The 17656-nt window shown below is 59.1% G+C and carries 23 protein-coding genes and 3 tRNA genes; 4 read left to right on the top strand and 22 right to left on the bottom strand.

The window, feature by feature from the left end; translation table 11 throughout:
* Positions 1-66: 66 nt before the first annotated feature.
* The 4 genes from pgsA (at position 67) to OKB87_RS04140 (ending at position 1114) form a co-directional block, all read left to right on the top strand.
* Positions 67-621: a CDP-diacylglycerol--glycerol-3-phosphate 3-phosphatidyltransferase gene (gene pgsA / locus OKB87_RS04155; protein ID WP_011706577.1), complete on the top strand. Its 555-nt coding sequence runs from the start codon at positions 67-69 to the stop codon at positions 619-621.
* A gap of 181 nt (positions 622-802) precedes the next feature.
* Positions 803-878 (top strand) — tRNA-Gly (locus tag OKB87_RS04150).
* 34 nt (positions 879-912) lie between these two features.
* A tRNA-Cys gene (locus tag OKB87_RS04145) sits at positions 913-986 on the top strand.
* Between the two features lie 41 nt (positions 987-1027).
* Positions 1028-1114, top strand: a tRNA-Leu gene (locus OKB87_RS04140).
* Positions 1115-1370: 256 nt separating this feature from the next.
* Here the strand turns inward: OKB87_RS04140 and OKB87_RS04135 are convergent.
* The 22 genes from OKB87_RS04135 to OKB87_RS04030 all read right to left on the bottom strand — a co-directional run bounded on the left by OKB87_RS04135 (position 1371) and on the right by OKB87_RS04030 (position 17575).
* On the bottom strand, positions 1371-2531 hold the full coding sequence (locus OKB87_RS04135) for a phage late control D family protein (protein ID WP_041218504.1): 1161 nt from the start codon (positions 2529-2531) through the stop codon (positions 1371-1373).
* The gene (locus tag OKB87_RS04130; protein ID WP_017411157.1) at positions 2531-3022 is read right to left on the bottom strand and encodes a phage tail protein; all 492 of its coding nucleotides are present in this window, start codon (positions 3020-3022) and stop codon (positions 2531-2533) included. Before OKB87_RS04130 ends, OKB87_RS04135 begins: the two co-directional genes overlap by 1 nt.
* Positions 3023-3034: 12 nt before the next feature.
* Positions 3035-5494, bottom strand: a complete 2460-nt coding sequence (locus OKB87_RS04125) for a phage tail tape measure protein (protein WP_041218505.1) — start codon at positions 5492-5494, stop codon at positions 3035-3037.
* Positions 5491-5622, bottom strand: coding sequence for a GpE family phage tail protein (locus tag OKB87_RS04120; RefSeq protein ID WP_041218506.1), 132 nt, complete (start codon positions 5620-5622; stop codon positions 5491-5493). The genes OKB87_RS04125 and OKB87_RS04120 overlap by 4 nt, the downstream gene beginning before the upstream one ends.
* Positions 5623-5630: 8 nt before the next feature.
* Entirely contained in the window at positions 5631-5915 is a 285-nt protein-coding gene (locus tag OKB87_RS04115; RefSeq protein WP_041218507.1) for a phage tail assembly protein, read from the bottom strand.
* Between the two features lie 66 nt (positions 5916-5981).
* Positions 5982-6500, bottom strand: a complete 519-nt coding sequence (locus tag OKB87_RS04110; RefSeq protein WP_041218508.1) for a phage major tail tube protein — start codon at positions 6498-6500, stop codon at positions 5982-5984.
* A gap of 9 nt (positions 6501-6509) precedes the next feature.
* A complete protein-coding gene (locus OKB87_RS04105) occupies positions 6510-7688 on the bottom strand; it encodes a phage tail sheath protein (RefSeq protein WP_041218509.1) in 1179 nt (392 codons plus the stop codon).
* A 192-nt stretch (positions 7689-7880) separates the two neighbouring features.
* Entirely contained in the window at positions 7881-8300 is a 420-nt protein-coding gene (locus OKB87_RS04100) for a tail fiber assembly protein (protein WP_080756481.1), read from the bottom strand.
* A 2-nt stretch (positions 8301-8302) separates the two neighbouring features.
* On the bottom strand, positions 8303-9511 hold the full coding sequence (locus tag OKB87_RS04095) for a phage tail protein (RefSeq protein ID WP_080756482.1): 1209 nt from the start codon (positions 9509-9511) through the stop codon (positions 8303-8305).
* A gap of 1 nt (position 9512) precedes the next feature.
* Complete coding sequence (locus OKB87_RS04090; protein ID WP_270826590.1) at positions 9513-10928, bottom strand: phage tail protein I; 1416 nt, start codon at positions 10926-10928, stop codon at positions 9513-9515.
* The gene (locus tag OKB87_RS04085) at positions 10928-11329 is read right to left on the bottom strand and encodes a hypothetical protein (RefSeq protein WP_215783712.1); all 402 of its coding nucleotides are present in this window, start codon (positions 11327-11329) and stop codon (positions 10928-10930) included. The genes OKB87_RS04090 and OKB87_RS04085 overlap by 1 nt, the downstream gene beginning before the upstream one ends.
* Before the next feature lie 11 nt (positions 11330-11340).
* The gene (locus OKB87_RS04080) at positions 11341-12213 is read right to left on the bottom strand and encodes a baseplate assembly protein (protein WP_270826626.1); all 873 of its coding nucleotides are present in this window, start codon (positions 12211-12213) and stop codon (positions 11341-11343) included.
* A gap of 5 nt (positions 12214-12218) precedes the next feature.
* Complete coding sequence (locus tag OKB87_RS04075) at positions 12219-12590, bottom strand: GPW/gp25 family protein (RefSeq protein ID WP_270826588.1); 372 nt, start codon at positions 12588-12590, stop codon at positions 12219-12221.
* Entirely contained in the window at positions 12587-13159 is a 573-nt protein-coding gene (locus OKB87_RS04070) for a phage baseplate assembly protein V (RefSeq protein ID WP_270826586.1), read from the bottom strand. Before OKB87_RS04070 ends, OKB87_RS04075 begins: the two co-directional genes overlap by 4 nt.
* A 106-nt stretch (positions 13160-13265) precedes the next feature.
* Positions 13266-13781 carry a hypothetical protein gene (locus OKB87_RS04065; RefSeq protein ID WP_270826585.1) on the bottom strand — a complete coding sequence of 172 codons (516 nt, stop codon included), beginning with the start codon at positions 13779-13781 and terminating at the stop codon, positions 13266-13268.
* A gap of 316 nt (positions 13782-14097) precedes the next feature.
* Entirely contained in the window at positions 14098-14907 is an 810-nt protein-coding gene (locus OKB87_RS04060) for a hypothetical protein (RefSeq protein ID WP_270826584.1), read from the bottom strand.
* 63 nt (positions 14908-14970) lie between these two features.
* Positions 14971-15423, bottom strand: a complete 453-nt coding sequence (locus OKB87_RS04055) for a phage virion morphogenesis protein (protein ID WP_270826583.1) — start codon at positions 15421-15423, stop codon at positions 14971-14973.
* Positions 15405-15875, bottom strand: coding sequence for a phage tail protein (locus OKB87_RS04050; RefSeq protein ID WP_270826581.1), 471 nt, complete (start codon positions 15873-15875; stop codon positions 15405-15407). Before OKB87_RS04050 ends, OKB87_RS04055 begins: the two co-directional genes overlap by 19 nt.
* Positions 15850-16092 (bottom strand): Rz1-like lysis system protein LysC, encoded by a 243-nt coding sequence (lysC, locus tag OKB87_RS04045; RefSeq protein WP_270826580.1) that lies wholly within the window; start codon positions 16090-16092, stop codon positions 15850-15852. The genes OKB87_RS04050 and lysC overlap by 26 nt, the downstream gene beginning before the upstream one ends.
* Positions 15986-16459, bottom strand: a complete 474-nt coding sequence (gene lysB / locus OKB87_RS04040; RefSeq protein WP_270826579.1) for an Rz-like lysis system protein LysB — start codon at positions 16457-16459, stop codon at positions 15986-15988. Before lysB ends, lysC begins: the two co-directional genes overlap by 107 nt.
* On the bottom strand, positions 16449-17270 hold the full coding sequence (locus OKB87_RS04035) for an N-acetylmuramidase family protein (protein ID WP_270826578.1): 822 nt from the start codon (positions 17268-17270) through the stop codon (positions 16449-16451). The genes lysB and OKB87_RS04035 overlap by 11 nt, the downstream gene beginning before the upstream one ends.
* The gene (locus OKB87_RS04030) at positions 17267-17575 is read right to left on the bottom strand and encodes a phage holin family protein (RefSeq protein ID WP_270826577.1); all 309 of its coding nucleotides are present in this window, start codon (positions 17573-17575) and stop codon (positions 17267-17269) included. The genes OKB87_RS04035 and OKB87_RS04030 overlap by 4 nt, the downstream gene beginning before the upstream one ends.
* Positions 17576-17656 lie beyond the last annotated feature (81 nt).

Genomic DNA, 17656 nt, shown 5'->3' with positions numbered 1-17656 from the left:
GTCCGGTTGCATCCGTGATCGGCTTGGGGCTACCATGTAGCGGCATACAAGAAGTGGCTGAAAATAATGACAAATATTCCTAATCTGCTGACGTTTTTTCGGATCTTGCTCATCCCCGTCTTCGTCATCCTGTTCTACCTTCCCTATCAGTGGTCCTATCTGGCGGCGGCCATCGTCTTCATCCTGGCGGCGGCGACCGACTGGTTTGACGGCTACCTTGCCCGCAAGCTGAACCAATCCACTGCCTTCGGCGCCTTCCTCGATCCGGTGGCCGACAAGATCATGGTGGCGGCGGCGCTGGTGGTGATCGTCGAGCACTACAACACCATCTGGGTGACCATTCCAGCCATGACCATGATTGGCCGCGAGATCATCATCTCCGCCCTGCGCGAGTGGATGGCCGAGCTGGGCAAGCGCTCCTCGGTGGCGGTCAGCTGGATTGGCAAGTGGAAGACCATGATCCAGATGGTGTCGCTCACCGGTCTCATCTGGCAGTACGACATCTGGATGGTGTGGCTGGCCTATGTGCTGCTCTATGTGGCCACCGTGCTCACCTTCTGGTCCATGTTCCAGTACATGAAGGCCGCCTGGGGCGATCTGACCTACCACTCCCGCTTCTAGTCTGCGTTTGCACTAAACACCGTTTCCCCGCACTTGGGGCAGGGAAACGGTCGTGAACGTTGAAAATGCAGGAAAAGGGCAAAAAACACCCGAACGATCAGGGTATTAAACATTTTTGGTTGACTGGGCGAGGAACATCGCTAGAATGCGTCCTCGTAGTCAGGCAGTCAGGCAGACCATTGCGGGAATAGCTCAGTTGGTAGAGCACGACCTTGCCAAGGTCGGGGTCGCGAGTTCGAGTCTCGTTTCCCGCTCCAAATTTAGACAATAGAGACTTTCTCTCTTTTGCATGGCGCGTTAGCAAAGCGGTTATGCAGCGGATTGCAAATCCGTTTAGTCCGGTTCGACTCCGGAACGTGCCTCCATATTGACAAGCCCGCGGCGCGAGCTTGATACCGATTACGGTGCCCGAGTGGTGAAATCGGTAGACACAAGGGATTTAAAATCCCTCGACGTTCGCGTCGTGCCGGTTCGATTCCGGCCTCGGGCACCATTAAAATCAAAGACTTACAAAGGCCGCTAGCAATAGCGGCCTTTTTGTTTTTGGTTAAATGGCGACAGAGTGGCGACAGCGTTTTTGGGATTGGTTTATCCAGTCTTTTGTCTGGGTAGTGATCGGGTCATCTTGTATGATGCCGCTCTGCCTGATCGCGCACTTCATGCGGCACCATTCCCTGGCCATGTTTCTGTGCGCGGTTTGGCAGAAATGAGAAGGGCCCCGCTTGTGGGGCCCTTCTCGCATCTCGGAATCACTCAGGCAGTTCGTTGAGTTTCACCTCGAGCTGCAGGCGGTTGGTGTAACCCTGATTGGTGAGGTCGTGCACCACCTGGGTGAGCAGCCAGTCGGCCTCGTCTATCTGGGGCTTGAACCCCCTGACGGTGGTGGGTTGTTCTGGGTAGAGTTCTGGCCGGCCCTTGGCCAGGGTGATATCGAACTCTGCCACCCCGCGCTGGATCCGCTCCCACTCTGCCCTGGCCGCCCGCATGGCGTTGGCATGGTTGGCGTAGACGTGGCGTAGTTCCTTGACGTTCTCGCTGCTGCCGACCAGCAGCTCGTTCTCTTTCTTGTTGACCACGACGCCCGGCGGCAATGGCCGCTCTGGCTTCGGTTTGGTCTTTCTCTTGCGCTTCACCTCGACTTTCTTTTTCTCTGCGGCTTTGTTGTCTTGCCAGTAGGCCGTCACGCCGGTGTAGGCGTCGCGGTCTGCCACTGAGAAGCGGTGCTGATCGCCATCTTGGCGGGTGATGGTGATGGCTGGCAGTGGCTGGCCCTTTGCGGTGGTGCCCTGGCCTGCCTTGATGAACATCAGGCGGCCAGATTTGACGGTGGAGATGGCATCGCACTGGCCAGCCAGGCGGGTGAGAAAGGCCAGATCGCTTTCGTTGGCTTGGTCGATGTGGTCGACCAGTTGACCCTTGAGCGAGTCACCCACGCAGGGGGTGAGCTGGTAGGTGGCTGCCACCTGCTCGACGATGTTGCCGACGGTGGATTGGTGCCAGCTGCGCTCGCGCAGTTTGTTCATACCCCCACGCAGGTCTGCCGACGAACCCCGGATGGTGAGCACGTCCGGGGCACCGTTGTGCTCGACCGCGTCGATCTTGTAGGTGCCCTTGTCGACCAGGGCGCTGCCTTGCCAACCGATGAGGCAGCGCAGGGTGGCCCCCCGGCGCTGCATGTCGAGCTGACCGTCGCTGTCATCGAGGGTGATCTCGATGGTGTCGGCGGTGAAACCTCGGTTGTCGGTGATGGTCATCGACATCAGGCGCGGGCGGATGGCGGCCGAAATGTCTTTGCCATCGACCAGCACCTGGTAGGCCGGCACCGGATGGTCTGGGCGCAGGGCATCGAGCGAGCTGGTGATGCCGAGATTCTCGGCCAGGCGGCTGCCGAACTGGTCAAGTGCCCCCATCAGAGGATCCCCCCCAGCTTGCCGCCGATGCTACCCATGAGTTTGCCCACCCCCAAGCGGCCGAGCAGGTTGCCGGCGGTGCGCCCCAGCAGGGTGTTGCCCAGCGTGCTGTCGTTGTCGTCGACCCGCTTGAGCTTGATGCTGAACTCTATCTTGCGGGCGGCACCATCGCTGAAAAACTCGGTGCGGGTGGTGCTGATGCCCTCTATAACGAACGAGCCACGCATCACGCCATCGCCCTGGATCAGGGGGAAGGCTTCGCCGCTGTCACCCATCTGGCGCAGCATGTCGAGTGACACAGGCCCGCCCGTCAGCTCTGGGTAGAGCACCCCGCTCAGGGTGCTGGTTTCATCGTCAGGGCCGAGGAATTGGTAAGCCGGGCGAGCGCCGACCCGGTTATTGCCCGGGTGGCGCCATGCCCATTCGTCTTGCTGGGATTGTGGGGCAACGGTCGAGCGCATAAACACGAACCAGCCCAGGGTCATCATCATGGTGGTTGCTCCTTAGTTTCGATCGCCCAGCGTGGCGCGGCCACGGGCGGCGGCCTGCCGCTCGCGCTTGTCCAATTCGCGGCGCACCTCTTGCGCCACATCGACGGCTGATTGCCCTGGCTGCTGAATGATGTGGATGGGGGCGTTGATCTCTGTGGTTGACGATGCCCCTCTGGTTGGAACTGGCTTGGAAGTCTGCACGATGCGAGGGCCGTAGCTGTACCCGTTGGAGAGTGCTGGCGAGCCGAAGTTGCCATTCAGGTAACCCGGTGTGGATGCGGTCGGCGCAGTCCTCTGGAAGCTCGGCAACTTCTTGGCTTCCAGAATGCCAAGCGATTCGAGCAGCCATTCGATCCCTTTCAGAAAGGCCTTGAGCGGGGTGAGGGCCAGATTGAAGGCCTCGCCCAGGATACGGCCGACGAACTGGCCGGCGCTGCCGAACCCTTCCAGCGTTTCCTTGGAAAACTTGATGGGTTCTAGCAGGTCACCAAACCAGCCTGATAGCGCTTTAACCCCGGTACCGATGCCATCAATCAGCGGGGCGAACGGCTTGAAGGCTTCAAAGACTGGGGCAAGCCCGGTCATGATGCCCTGCCAGAGGCCGCTGAAAAATGCGCTGATGGGCTGCCAAAACTTGATGATGGCAATCCCCAGCGCAGCAAGGGCAGCCAATGGGGCAAGGAGTGCCCCTATCGCACCCAGCATGCCGCCAAAGGTGACCCCCAGCACCCCGAAGATGAGTTTCATGATGGCCAGAGGCCCCAGCAGGGTAGCGACTGCCAGCGATAGCCCGCCCATGGCGATGGCGATAACCGAAGTCACCGCTGCGACACGCACCAAGGTGTTGGCCAGCTCAGGGTTTTCTTCTACCCAGTGGCGAACGCCCACCACGATCTGCTTGATGTACTTGATGATGTCCATCAATGAGCCGCGCAGCTTCTCGCCAAGGTCTGCTTTCACGTTTCTTATCCCGGCCTGCAGGATCAGCCACTGCGATGAGAGCGAGTCTTTATCGATGTCTGACTCTCGCTGCATCGACCCCCTCGACTTCTCGGCGTTCACCAGTTTCAGCTGACGATAGAGCTCGTCCAGGTTGTTGGATAGCTTGGCCGCGTCTTTGCCGTATTCCTTGCCGAATATCTGGGTGGTGACCCTGAGCTGGTCTTCGACGTTGAGTTTCTTAATCTTCTCCAGCACCTTGGTGATGGTGCCCATGGCATCGGTTGCCATGGCCTTTTCTACAGCGGTTGACTGCATGCCGATCGCTTTCATCCCGGCCTGGAAGCGCTTGCTTTGCATGGTCGCGATGGAGAGCTCGCGCACCATAGCGTTGGAGGCGCTGGCGGCTATCTCCGGTGCAGCCCCCAGACTGAGGAAGGTAGAACCCAGCGCGGCGGCTTTGCGGAAGTCGAGTTTGTCGGCGACGCCGCCCAGGCGCTGCAGCACGTCGATGATGTCGGCGCCCTTGGATTGGGCGTTGTCGTCGAGGTAGTTGATGGCATCGCCGAGCTCTTCGATGTTGCCGATGGGGATCTTGTAGAGGTTGGCGATTTTGCCCATGTCTTCGGCGAGCTGGCCGGCCGGCAGTTCAAAGGCGGTGGCCGCCTTGGCGGAGGTTCTGGCGAACTTGAGCAGGTTCTCTTGACCTTGCACCCCCATGCGGGCGGCGCCTTCAACCAGTGCTGCGATGTCGATCGCGCCGTTGAGTTGGGGGATCTCTTCTGAAATGGCTTGAATCTGTTTGGCCATGTCGAAGTAGACCTTGGTCAGCTTGCCAGAGTCATCCCTGGCGCCATCGACCTGTTTTGCCACCCCTTTCATGGCGTCTTCAAAGCTGGAGTACTCCTTGATGGCGCTATAAACCGGCATGCCGATGGCGGTACCGGCTGCGATAGCGGTGGCGCCGTGTCCGGCAATCTGGCCGCGCAGCTCTTGGGTCTGTCGGTAGCTGGCTTTGACCTGGTTGAGGCGCTTTTGCTGGTCAGCCAGCTGGCCCAGCTTGGCGCGCTGAGAGTCGAGCACGGTATTAGCCGCGGCCAGATCGGTCTTTAGGCGGCGCTGAGTTTCGCTGAGGTTGCTGGTGTTGATGCCGCTCTTGCGCATCGCCTCACCCATCTGAGCGTGACGGGTGATCATTTCCCCTTCTTTGGTCTTGAGCTGGTTGAGGGCTTTCTCGGCCTTGTTGAGCTCGTTGATCATCAGGCGGGTTGGCTTGGGGGTGTCGGCAATTTTGCGCTGCAGTTCGCTGAATGAACCCTCGGCCTGTTTCAGCTTTGCCTTGGTTGCGCCAATCTGGGCGCCCAGCGTCTTGTAGCCTTCGATTTGGCCGGCTTGGGTTTCGATGTCGCGGATTTTCTTCTTGGTGTCGACCAAGTCTTTGGCGGTCAGGCGGCTCTGGCCGCTGACGGCTTTGAGGGGGGCGGTGAGCTTGTCGACCGCCCCGAGCAGGATTTGGAGTTTGAGAGGGTTCATTGTTCTTCTGCCCCGTTGATGCGGTTGTGAATCTCAACGAGGCGTTGGTGCCAGCCCATCAGCTCGCTGATTTCCATGGCCGCCATCTCGGACGGCGGCCAGTGGGCGATGATGGCGATCTCGGCCATCAGGTCGTCTATGCAGTGAGGTAGGCCTCCTGCTGCGAGCCCATCAAAAAACCGACCACCACCACCCCGGCTTTGAGCAGGTCAGCTGGGTCCATGTCGTTCACTTCCTTTTCGGTCAGGTCGGTGATGCGGGGCAGCAGTTTGATGAGGGTATCGACGTTCATCTGGACGATGTCCATGGTGTTGAGGCCGCGCAGGTGGCCCGCCTTCTTGGGGCTGCGGATGATCAGGCTGTTGAGGGTGTTCTCGCCGCGCTGGATCGGGGTGTCGAGGGTGATTTCTTTCTGGTCCATGGTGTTTGTTCCTGTTGTGGATGTGGTGAGGGCGGCAGTGTGCCGCCCGTTAGGTTGTTGGGTGGGTTAGAGGCCGATGGCTTTGCGGTGTTCGGCCATGCGGTCGACGCCGTCGGGGCCGATTTCGATCATGTTGAGCAGGTCGATTTCGTGGATGACCCGGCCATCGACGGTCAGTTTGTAATAGGTGTTGACCATGCTGACCTTGGCTTGGGTGTTGTCGCCCATTTTCGCGGTGCCCCAGTCGATCTCTTTGAAGCGGCCACGGGTGACCACTTCAACGGATTGGGTGCCGCCTACATCATCCCGCTGGATCGAGCCGTAGAAGCGCAGCGCGACGCCGTCAATCAGCCCACTCCCCATTTTGCCGATGATGTCGGCGCTGTAGCCTCCCATGGTGAACGAGGTGTCGAGGGCGCTGTCATCGAGCCCCATGTCGATATTGACGGCACCTGGCATGCCACCGCCGCGATAGGTCTCGAATTTGCGGCCGAGCTTGGGGAAGGTGAACTCTTCGGCTTCGCCGATCCAGTTGGTGCCGTCGGTGAAGATGTTGAGCTGTTTGACTTTTCTTGGCAGTGCCATGGTGGCTCCTTATGCTGCGGCCGCGACGCGGGCGCCGAAGTCGATGAGGTAGGTGTCGGTGATGCGCTGGATGAAGCCGAGGTCTTCGAGCGGTGGCATCGGGGTGTAGTTGTAATCGATGCGCAGCTTGCCGGCTTTGAGGGTGTCTTTGTCATTGAGCTCTTCGTTGAACCAGCAGTCAAAGCCGAGCAGGTAACCGCCCGCCACCAGTTCGCGGCCCTTGGCCTTGATGCCTTCGACGATGTCTTTCACCAGGGTGGGGGTGAGCGGCTTGTCGTTGGCCCACATGTGCGCCTCGGCCATGGTGTCGGCCAGGATCTGGGCGGTGCGGGTGTAGTTCTCGAAGGCGAACTGCGGGTCATCGGAACAGGTGCGGTTGCCCCAGTAGCGGAAGCCATCGGCCCGGATCAGGGCGGTGATCTCGTTGGCGTTGAGCAGGCCGACCTCGGTGTCGGGGTCTTGCAGATCCCAGAACAGGGCCTTGGTCATGCCGTCGACCCCGGTCACGCCTACGTTCGACAGGGTCTTGTGCCAGCCGATCTCTTTATCGATGAGGGCGCGCATGGCGGCGGCCTTGAGGCAGGCATCCAGTTTTACGCTGGCATTGGCTGCTACATCCCAGGCGGTCCAGTCGCCGTGGATAGGCATCAGTTCGCGGCTGGAGAAGTTTTCACGGTAGGCCAGCGCAGCCTCGACGGTCTCAGCGATGGTCGGCACGTAGGCAAAGGCGCGCAGCTTTTTGGCCACGCCACCCAGCGCGGTGGCCACCGGCAAGGTGCAGTTGTCCGGCACGCAGAGGATGCGCGGCTTGACGCCGGTCATCGGGGCGGCCCGTTCCAATGCCTTGAGGCCGGTGTAGCTGCCATCCGGCTTGATGGTGCCGATGATGTTGCTGGTCATGGCGGCCGCGTCGGCGCCATCTGCCACGCGCACGGCGATGACGATGGTGCTGACGGTGTCATAGATGGTTTGCAGCGAGCGCTTGAGGTTGCCCTGAGTACCAGCCTTGGCGATGGCCGCCGGCAGGTTGGCGATCAGCACGGGCTTGTCGAGGGGGAAGTAGGCGGCATCCGCATCGGCGCTGGTGCAGACCATTCCGATCACCGCCGTGGCGACGGTGCGGATGGTGCGGGTGCCCTCGTTGACTTCCACGACGCGCACGCCGTGGTGAAATTGGTCCAGTGCCATAGGTTCTCCTGTTGTCCGGACGGAGCTTTTGCAAGGAAATGCGAGCATGGTCAGGATGCAGGGGCAGGGGATGGCGAGCGAGCTGTTGCCATTGTGTGGCGGCGCTACACAATGGTCAGGCGATGACAAGGTGGCGACGGGCGGCAGTAACGAAAAACCCCGCTCTGGGCGGGGTGGTTGTTGGATGGTCTGCTACCCTGGTTTTACTGGCCAGGTTATGTTTTTTGGCCAGCCTTGTAGCTGGTCGACGCGGCTTACTTCAATCGTGTATTGACGCCATTTATTAAGTGAGTCAGCTTCGTTTTCAGACAAAAGCCCCAATGATTCAAGATACAACAATGGTGCGATTATTCCATTTGCTTCAATAAGGCGTTCTTTTTGCTCATTTCTTGATGCCGATATAGCGTCATTAATTGATATTTCTGATTTAACCAGTATGGGATTTCCAACTTCATCAGTTGATATTTTCATCCCCTGTTCAGCACCTTTCATTAACTCAGTGTGCTGTTCATTGGAAATCTCTGTATATGGCTTAGGTATATCAGCTTCATTGAATAATATGGTGTCATAAAACCATAATGTAGTTGCTGAAAAAACAATAGTTGATTTCATGATTATTTCCCTATAGCAATCCAGTGAAAGCCGACTGACACACTAGCAATCTGGCCAATCCAAACACCAAAGGCACCGTTATTTCTGGTCCCATTTGCTACGATTCTATTTGCGGATATGTTGTCTAATGCCCCACCCACAGTTGTAAATACAACTTTTGTTTCGACGGGCATCGTAATCGGCAGCGTGATTACTGCTGATGGCTGATTCGCTGGTATTGTTCCAGTGCCGATTTGAAATATCCATCCACCTAGCCACGATGGCAACGCTAGATATCCATCTCCGACCCTAAACCCTGCCAGCATCTTTTTCGGCGTAACAGCAACATCATCCGCAACACCGTCCTCTGTCTGGGTCTGAGTCGCAACTTTCATCATTCCTAGCACGGTTTCTGATGCTTGCTTGACCCATGCCAGTAACTTCTTTGCGGTGACGAATTTGGTGTCATCTGCGCCGGTATTTACCTCTGCCTGAGTGGCAATCTGTGCCTTTCCCTTTACCGCTTCGGTAGCCGTGGTAATGGTGACAGCACCGGTCATGCCATCGACAGATTGCACCGAGTCGGTTGGGGTGAGCAGTTCTTGCCAGTTGGCCAGGGTTGATGCACCTGTTACCCGCAAGATGAAAGACTTGTTCAGATCGGTGCGTACTGCGACATCTCCTATTTCGGCAGTCAGGGCCAGCATGGCCGCTTGTGAGCCGACGACGAAGGTGTCGACGATGGCAGTGGCTGGGAGTTGACTGACTGGCACCTTGCCGCCGCCATCCAGAGTAGCCACCCCATTGACTGCGCCTTTTTGTGAGCTGGGAACCGCATCAGTGATGCCATAGCCAGCCAGGGTGGTTGGGTTAGTGCCAGCAGTTATGTTGCCCTTGGCATCTACAGTGACCGAGCGATAGGTCCCCGCTGCGACCCCTGCGTTTTTGTAGGTCACGTTGATGATGATGTTGGCACTGCCATCGAACGAGGCTTGGCCGGTGACATCACCCGCGATCGCCACGTTGCGCGCGGTGGTGAGCTTATCAGCCTTGCCAGCAGCAGTTACCCCACCTTCGATGTCATCGACATGTTTTTTCAGGTAGGCGGTACGGTTGGCCAGGGCTTGGGCCTGCTTGTTGGATGTCCCGCCCGGGCCACCCAAGACAGGGTCGTTGGTTTCGAGCTGGTAGATGCCAAGATCCCAGCTGGTTACCTCTTGTAAATTCGCCATATCAGGAGGCTCCGTGGTTGTAGTTGCCGTTGTAGGTTGCGACGCCGTTGTAGGTGACGGGCGCCATGGTGTAGTCGAGTGCAGCTAGGTGGCAGCGGGCCGGGGCCATTTCTGCCAGTAGGCGTTTGATGCGATTGGCCTGATCGGTGGTGACCGGGCGGGCAAGAATGACCCGATACACCGCCCAGCGGGTCGGGTCGCCGTGGGTTTCATTGCCGTTGTAGTTGAGGGTGCCGTCATAGCGGCGGCCGGTGGCGCGCTCGATGATGGTGCTGTCACCAAACCCGAGCACGGATAGCGCCTCCTTGATGGCCCACGGAGTGCCCTTATGCTGGTGCAGCCGGAACGAGGCCCGGATCAGCGCGCGGCGCTGGTCTTCTGACTCGGCCAGTTCCCACCAGTCCACCGAGCGAGCCCATGCCAGCCATGGCAGCAAGGGTGCAGGGCAGGTATCGGCAAAGCGGGTGGCGGTGGTCAGCTCTGGCATCAGGTTGCTGGCCAGTGTCGCGGCGGCCAAGTGTTCCAGCCTGGTGACCGAAGGTGGCAGCAGATCCCTGGTAGTGGGTGACGGCAGGGGCAGGCGGTGCACCTTTGTGGACCCGAATGCCCCCGCGTCAATACCACGAACACCCACGCAAGCGCGGGTGGTGATTGGCGACAGCAGCGGCGCCGCCAGGGCACTGTGTGTCAGGGTGATAGTCATGGCCGGCTGGGTTGCAGCTGGCAAGGCTGGCGCCGTCGGGTAGATGATCTGGGCATACTTGGCAATCGGGGTGCCCATGGCGCCGGTGAAGACCGTTGCCGCTTGTGCCAGCTTGGTCTTTAGACGCGGGTCACCTTGTTGACCGTCAGACAGATCGCCGATGGTCTGGCGCACCTTGGCCTTGTGGCTGCCCAGGGCGCCGAGATCGAACCCAGCAGGTGCCAGCAGCTGCTGAACCGTCGGTGCCTCAATGGCGTCAGGCTGTAACCCGCCAGTACCGAGCTGGGTTCTTACCCCCGCAGTGCCGATAATCCCTGCATCAAGCCCGGCAAGGGTGATCTGTGTTGACATGTCAGCGGCCCCCATGGCGAGCAGGTCGCCCATTGTTGCAACAGTAGCCTGGGTGGTTGTCGCTGGATCACCCTGTGCGCCATCGCTGATAGAGAGGGTCTTGGTGCGGCTGGTCAGCTTGTTGGCCCCGGCAGCAAACTGGCTGATCCCGGTTGGCTTCGCGCGTTGAGTGAGCGACGCCAGCCCTGCTTGCCCTTCTTCTATCCCGGCCACTGTCAGGCTGACACTGACCCCGGCAATGGCATCTGGCGCGGGGTCATCTTCACCCTGCTGGGTGCCCCGATAGATAGCCGCCCCGTCAAAAGACAGGGTGCCGTCGTGGTAGGTCAGTGACCCGCGCCAGATGGGATAGATGGTTGCCATCAGAGTTTGAAGATCTTATTGGCGCCGCTATCCCAGGCGATGATGATGTCGCCGCCATTGGTGCTGACCGGCAGACCTGCCGCCGTGTCGAACAGGGCGATCAGCGGGCTGGTCGCGGCTGTGCCGGTGTCTTTGTAGATGGCGCAATACTTGACGGCAGCGGTGGGCACGGCGAGGAAGGTCACGTCGGCGGCATCGAACACGCCACCGGTGACCGTCTTGCTGGTCATGGTTTGCGGTGTGCCTACCACGTGGGCTGACAGCGTGCTGTAAAACTCGTCGCTGGCCAGGGTGGGGGCGTAGGTGTCTTTGAGCAGGGCGCATTTGATGGTATCGGCACTGGCGTTGATGGCACCGGTGAGAAACTTCTCGCGGCCTTTGTCATAGAGGGCGTTTGCCATGGGCTGGTTCCTTAATCGAGGTTGATGGTGGTGAGTTTGGCGGCCTGTTGTGGGCTGCATGTCACATCAGCCAGCGGAGATCGCAGGGTGACGCTGTCGATCCCTGGCTGATGTAGAGCGGCATAGATGGCTGATAGCGGTACGGTGGCCCCGACCCGGTAGTAAGCGGCGGCGGTATTGGTCATTGCTTCGTTGGCGGCGGCGAGGGCTTGCTCTTTGCCAAGGCCGATGGCGTTGAGGGTTGCGTCGACGGCATATGGCTTGATCTGGGCCGGTTCGACGGCCACCAAATCGCAGAGGGGGCGCACATCTTCTGCCGAGAGGGCCTGGCTGACCCTGTTGATGGTCTCGGCACTTGGTTGGCCCGCCGGTGACAGCAGCGTCACCCTGACGGTGCCAGGTGTTGGGCTATCAACAGCTACATCTGCCACCTCGGCACTGGCCGAGAAGGCGTGAAACTTGTAAGCGTTGATGGGGCCGGCAGTGGTCAGCCCCTCAAAAGCCATCTGGCCGCGCAGGCGCAGGCGGTCATCCGATTCATAGACCGGATCGACAGGCGGATTGGCCGCCGGATCCTCCGGGGTGACCAGCAGGCGGGCGATGTTGTACTCGGCGACCAGGTGGTCGAGGGTGGTGCCGCTGGCAAAAGCGAGCAGGGTCTGCTTGGCGGCATCGTTGATGCGGGCCCGCAGCACCACCTCCCGATAGGCGTTCTCTTGCAGCAGCTTGTTGAGCGGCTCGGATTCGAGCTCCAGGGTGGCGGCGATGGCGGCTTGCTGGTCAGCCGGGTAGTAGCTCACCAGGGTGGCCTTGCGCTCGGCCAGGATGGTCTCAAAGTCGAGGGGCTCCACCACCGAGGGCGGCGGGAGCTGGGTCAAATCCACGTTGCTCAATTGGCGGCTCCTGTGGGGATGGCGATAGTGGCGCTCTCTGTTCCGGTACTCGGCGCGCCGCCGTCCTTGCGCTGCCAGGTGAGCTCGACGGTGAGGGCGCCATCCATGCCGCCGCCCAGCACATCGACCCGGGTGATGGTGATGCGGGGTTCCCAGTTGATGAGGGCCTGCACGGTGGCGGCCATCAGGCGCAGGCGAGTGGCCTGATGCTGGGGCTGGTCGATGAGGTAGAACAGCTCGCTGCCGTAGTCACGGCGCATGACCCGCGAGCCCACCGGGGTGATGAGGATGTCGCGCACCGACTGAATGATGTGGTCGGTGGCGCTGATAGCGCGCCCGCTCGCGGCGTTCATGCCGAGCCAGTTCATTGCGGGCCCCCGGAAGTGCCGCTGCCGGTGCTGACGTTGCCGTGCTTGTGGGTGGTCACCTCGATGCCGCCAATCTTGGCGCTGGGGGCGGTGATCTTGCCGCCCGCCTCGATGGTTGAACCGACCTTGAGCGCCTGGGTGCATTCCACCAGGGGGGTAATGAGCTTGACGGTCACCGAGGCCGAGAGGGTGGCGCGCTTGATGCCGCTCGCATTGAGCGCCCCGGTGGCCGGGTTGTACTCGATGACGGCGCCATCAGCGTATTCAGTGCGGTCGAGGTCCGGATTGTCATCATCGCTCAGTGGCTCGTCTGCGGCGGCTGCGTTGAGGGAGCCCACGATGTACGCATTGCGCAGATCGCCACTGACTGACAACAACATGACCTGCTCGCCGATGGAGAGGCGATGGCGGGTGCGGTTATTCCCGGCCCGTTCGGTGATGTAGGGCCGCCAGTTGGTGATGATGTCGCCAGTTTTGACGCGACATTCCCCGGATCGCACGGCAGTGATGGTGCCGATGCGGATCAGGTTGTCGAGCTGGCGTTGGAGTTCGATCAGGGTCAGTTGCATGGGGCCATTGTTTTGGGCAATGGCGAGTAAGGCGAGGGTTTACCATTGTGTAACGGCGTTACACAATGGTGTGGCATTTAGTAATTAAATAAAAAGTAAGTCTACCCTATCTAATTTCAGGTATAACTTGCCCATTTCTTTGAATTATTTCAAAGTTCCTGGGAGACCAAAAGAAATCATGAAAATACTTATTCCCAGGGTGGCGTGCGGGGGTTGCTGTTCGTTTAAAGCTCTGTGAGGAATATAGTCTTTCTAAATTAGTGAAGTTTATATTGTTCGTATACTCCACGCCAATCTGAAGAAATTTTTCGTTCCCGAAGATGAAGTTTTTTTGAAATTCAGAAATCATCAGTTTGGCTAAGCCTTTCCCTCTAGATGGTACAGCAACATAGATGCAACGAATTACTTTGAATATTCTGTCAGTATAAAAGGCAGAGAAGCACTCCGGATTGATTTCAAAATCATCGTTAACTAGGAATGAGTTTTCATTGACTTTTTTGTCATTTATTGTCTTGGGGTTTAATATCGTCATGGTAGAGGTAAATCCCGTGTCAATGATGTTTTTTACATCATCGCTTTTCAAATATAGTGCTCTCATTTCTTTATATTTCAGTATTTTCACAAATGCTCCTTTTGAATTTTTTACCGTTATTTGTTAAGCGCTGGATTCTAAGGGGTACTATTATATATCAACTCAAATGAGGCCGGTCACGCATTTTGAATGCGTGACCGGTCACATTACCAACCGATAGCCTTGGGTTCGCGGCGTAGATGGGGGATCAGCTTGAGCCAGTCGCTGTCGCCGTGAGTATTGGGTTGGATATGGCGGGTGCGGTCGGCCAGGAGCTTGCGGGCTTAGTTTAGGATGTAGGATGGAGTAGTAGCGGCCGGCACCCCGAAGGGTTCTTACCCAACTCACCTAAGTTCGATCAGTTGGCCTACTCACCAAGGGGTTGCTCTTTCTTGTCTGGTTTAGGGGGAATGGTCACGCTATCAATCTGGTCATGCCGCAGGTAGATGGTGCCGTCTTTCACCGTCCAGAAGGTGCACTGAGTGGTGTTGCACGCGATGCGCATCGCTGAGATGCCCTCGGGATACTTGGCATAGGTGAGTTGCTCGACAAAGCTCTGAGGACCTAGTTCCATTTTCTTAGTCTGCTTTTGGGCCCAATCCTCGCCATCACGGTAACAATGAAATGCCAATGCGAAGATAATTGCGCAGGTAAGAAGTACAAAGCAAAAGCGGAGATACCAAGTAAACAACACTTCATATGCGTCTCCCAGCCATTTAGCCTCGTTGGGTTGTATTGCGTTTTTAAATAGAAGTTTTAGCAGCCTAGTTGTGAATTCGCTTTTGCCTATGTGGAAGGTCCTAGCTCGGAAAAAATCTGAGCACCTTTTGATCTGCCTGAACGTTAAAGCAATGAGAATACCAACGGTCATCAGGATTGCCATTAAAGCAATTGGATAGATTGTTAGCGGCAGTACGTTATTAGCTAATGCAATTATCCCCGCCAGCAAATTTTGCTCGGTGGATAGAGGGAACTCACCGCTATCTATGTGAAAAACACTTAAATAACCGGCATGCCACGACATGCCAAATAGATAGATGCAAGCAGTCAGTAGTGGCAGCAGGGTCAAGGCAATTTGCACTCGTACCAAAGTTTGCTCGGGAGATTTGGCTGGTTTTTTATCATTCTTGCCAGCTTGTTGACGGAGCCGCGGCCGCAGTTCGGTGCGCTGATTCATCCTTGCCTCACACGATTAAGTTTGCGCCGTATCGTATGGTTTCCAGCTTCGCTCGACAACCACCTATTGGGTCAAATGAGCCAACAACAACTCCTCCAACTTTTCCACCTCCTGATGGGTGATGCCCAGCAGTTCTCGCGCCGGATAGCGGATCTCGCGGCCCTTGATGCGGTCTTTGAGGCCGTATTGGTGAATGGTGGCGAGCCGGTTGGCGGTGCCGACAAACTCCACCACCGCCTGTTGTTCGCTGGCGCGGGCCTTGAGCCAAGTGGGGCTACTGATTTTGAAGAACATCTTGCGGCGAAGGCGGTTCCGGCCTTGCTTCAGCTTGGGCTGTGGTTTGCGCGGTGCCATGGGGCTGCCATCGGGCTGGCGGTTGGCGCGGATCCGCTGGACTTGGCTTGCGCGTAAGGTGCGGGCCATCTCGCTCGCCAACTGACGGCGGGCGGCGGGCTCCATGGCGGCCAGCAGGCCATCGGCCCAGTGGGTCAGGCGGCTCAGGTCGTCGGCGGCCATGGCTGAGGCTCCCCGTTGATAAAGAGTTCCCAGGTGATTCCGTCATAGGGGTCTTCTGGCGGCTCTGGCAGGTGTTCCCAGCCAATCCCCTGTTCGTTCTGCCAGACCCTGACCCGCTCGGTCAGCTTGACGGTGATGATGAGGTCCATCAGGTCGCTCGCGAGGTATTCTGCCTCGAAGGTGATGCCCTCCTTGCGCTGCTCGTCGTTGGTCATCAGTTCAGGCTGGTGTTGGCGCAGCCAGGCCAGCAGCGGCACCATCACTTGATCCGGGTGGCCGGCAAAGTCCTCGATGCCGATGGTGAGAGGGTATTGCCACTCGAACGAGAGCGAGCGGGCGCCGGTGCTTTCGACGTTGCCCGGGGCGATGAAGATGTGCAGCTTGTCCGGGTTGGTCTTGAGGTGGGGCACGCAGCGGGTCAGTACCTCACGGATCTGTTTTGGCTTTTCCATGTTCTCTCCCGTTCTGGTGGCGTTGCTGGCAGGTGATAAGGCTGTCGACCAGTGCGGCGCAGGTTGCCCATGCGGCCTCGGTCTGGGTCAACTGATCCATGAGGTCGCCGTTATTGACCGGGCTGGCGGCCGGCAGTCGGCAGGGCGCCGGGGCTGGACAGGTGAGCCTGATAATCTGCGGCGCCGGTGAGGGCGGGGCGCTGGAGCAACCTGACAACAGGATCAGGCAGAGGGCGATCAGCCCACTCCTTGAGTTCAGCATTTTCACGTTTGAGCCTCTTGATGGTGTCGGCCCGGGTGGTGGCCGTGATGGTCAGATCGCCAAGCTGGCGTTGCAGCGTGGCGGCGGCGGTTGCCTGGGCGTCCAGTTCGCCGGTGAGGGTATCAATGGTCCCATCTTTGGTCTTCTCCCGCTGCTCGGCCTCGACGGCCTTGTCGTTGGCGGCCTTGAGGTCGCTTTGCAGGGTGGAGACTTTGCCCTCAGCCTTGGCGGCGGAGCGGGCCGACCAGCCCCAGCCAGCCAAGGCAACGGCCAGGGCCAGCAGCAACCAGGTGAGGGGGGAGCGCAGCAGGTTAGGCCACATCCGCCACCTCCTTCACTGGATAGACCTTGGAAAAGTGGCTGTATGCCTTGGCGAGCTTGGTGTCGTAGTCGTTGTCCTTGTAGGCCGGGCCGTTGTAGCGGCGGGCAAAGTCTGCCCACTTGCGACCCTGCAGGGCCTTGTGCATGGCGGGATCTTGCTGGATGAAGCGGCACAGGGCGGTGAGGTGTTCGACCTCGCTGCGCTGCATGGCGGCCTGCCAGTCGCTGGCCGAGGCAAAGCTCAGCGCCTGCCAGTGGAAGCCCATGATCTGGAACATCCCCCAACTGGCCGACTCGATGGCTGCATCCCGGTGCAGGCTGATGGCGAGTTGCAGCCGTTCCCACTCTGCCGAGCCGCCCGCATAGCCGCCGCGCTTGGGGTTGACCAGGTTGGGGTAACTGGCGGCCATCTGGTCGGCGTTGGCCTTGCCCAGGTGCTGGGTGAGCTGCTTGTAGAACACATGTCGCTCGAACAGCACCACCGGGCGCTGGTCTTGGGTGAAGCCTTCGCCAATGCTCTCGACCTGGGCGACGGTGGCCATGGTGGCCAGCGGCAGGCCCAGCAGGTCAGCGCCAGCCTGCATGTCGCCGATGCGCAACTGGTTGCCCTGCTCGCTGCCGAGCAGGGCGGCCAGGGTGCGTGGGCCAGCCTGGCCGATGGCGGTGATCATGTAGTCCCGCTGAAAGGCGAGCAGGGCGCGCTCTGTGGCATCGCCAAACCAGCCATCCGGATCGAGCGGATAACCGGCTTTAGTCAGGCGACGCTGCAAATCGGCGACGGTGGCGCCGGTATCCCCTTTTTTCAGGCTCATGGTTGATACCTCCCGTTCAGGTGGCTGGCGGTGGTCGGTTGCTGGCGACGGCGTGGCAGCAGGCGCATGACGGATCCGCGAGAGCCGATCAGGGCGGTGAGCAGGACGGCTGCCAGCAGCACCGCGGCCGGGTCTGGTGCTGGCATGACCCCGAGCAGGACGCGCAGCGGCACGGACCCGGCGGCGACGGTGATGACCCATGCCAGCAGTGCCGGCAGGGGGCGATAGTCGCCCCCGTTGCGGTTGAAGGTGGCGATGCGCATGGCGATCGCGGTGCAGATCATGGCGTAGAGGATGGTCAGCATGTCAGTCCCCTTTGCAGGCTTGGCGCTTACGCCGAGCCCATTTGATGAACCGGATTACCACTCGCGGTAGTTCAATTACGA

The sequence above is a fragment of the Aeromonas sp. Y318-1 genome (assembly GCF_027706125.1).
GTDB lineage: Bacteria > Pseudomonadota > Gammaproteobacteria > Enterobacterales > Aeromonadaceae > Aeromonas > Aeromonas hydrophila.
This window is presented reverse-complemented; position numbering and strand designations above follow the sequence as displayed.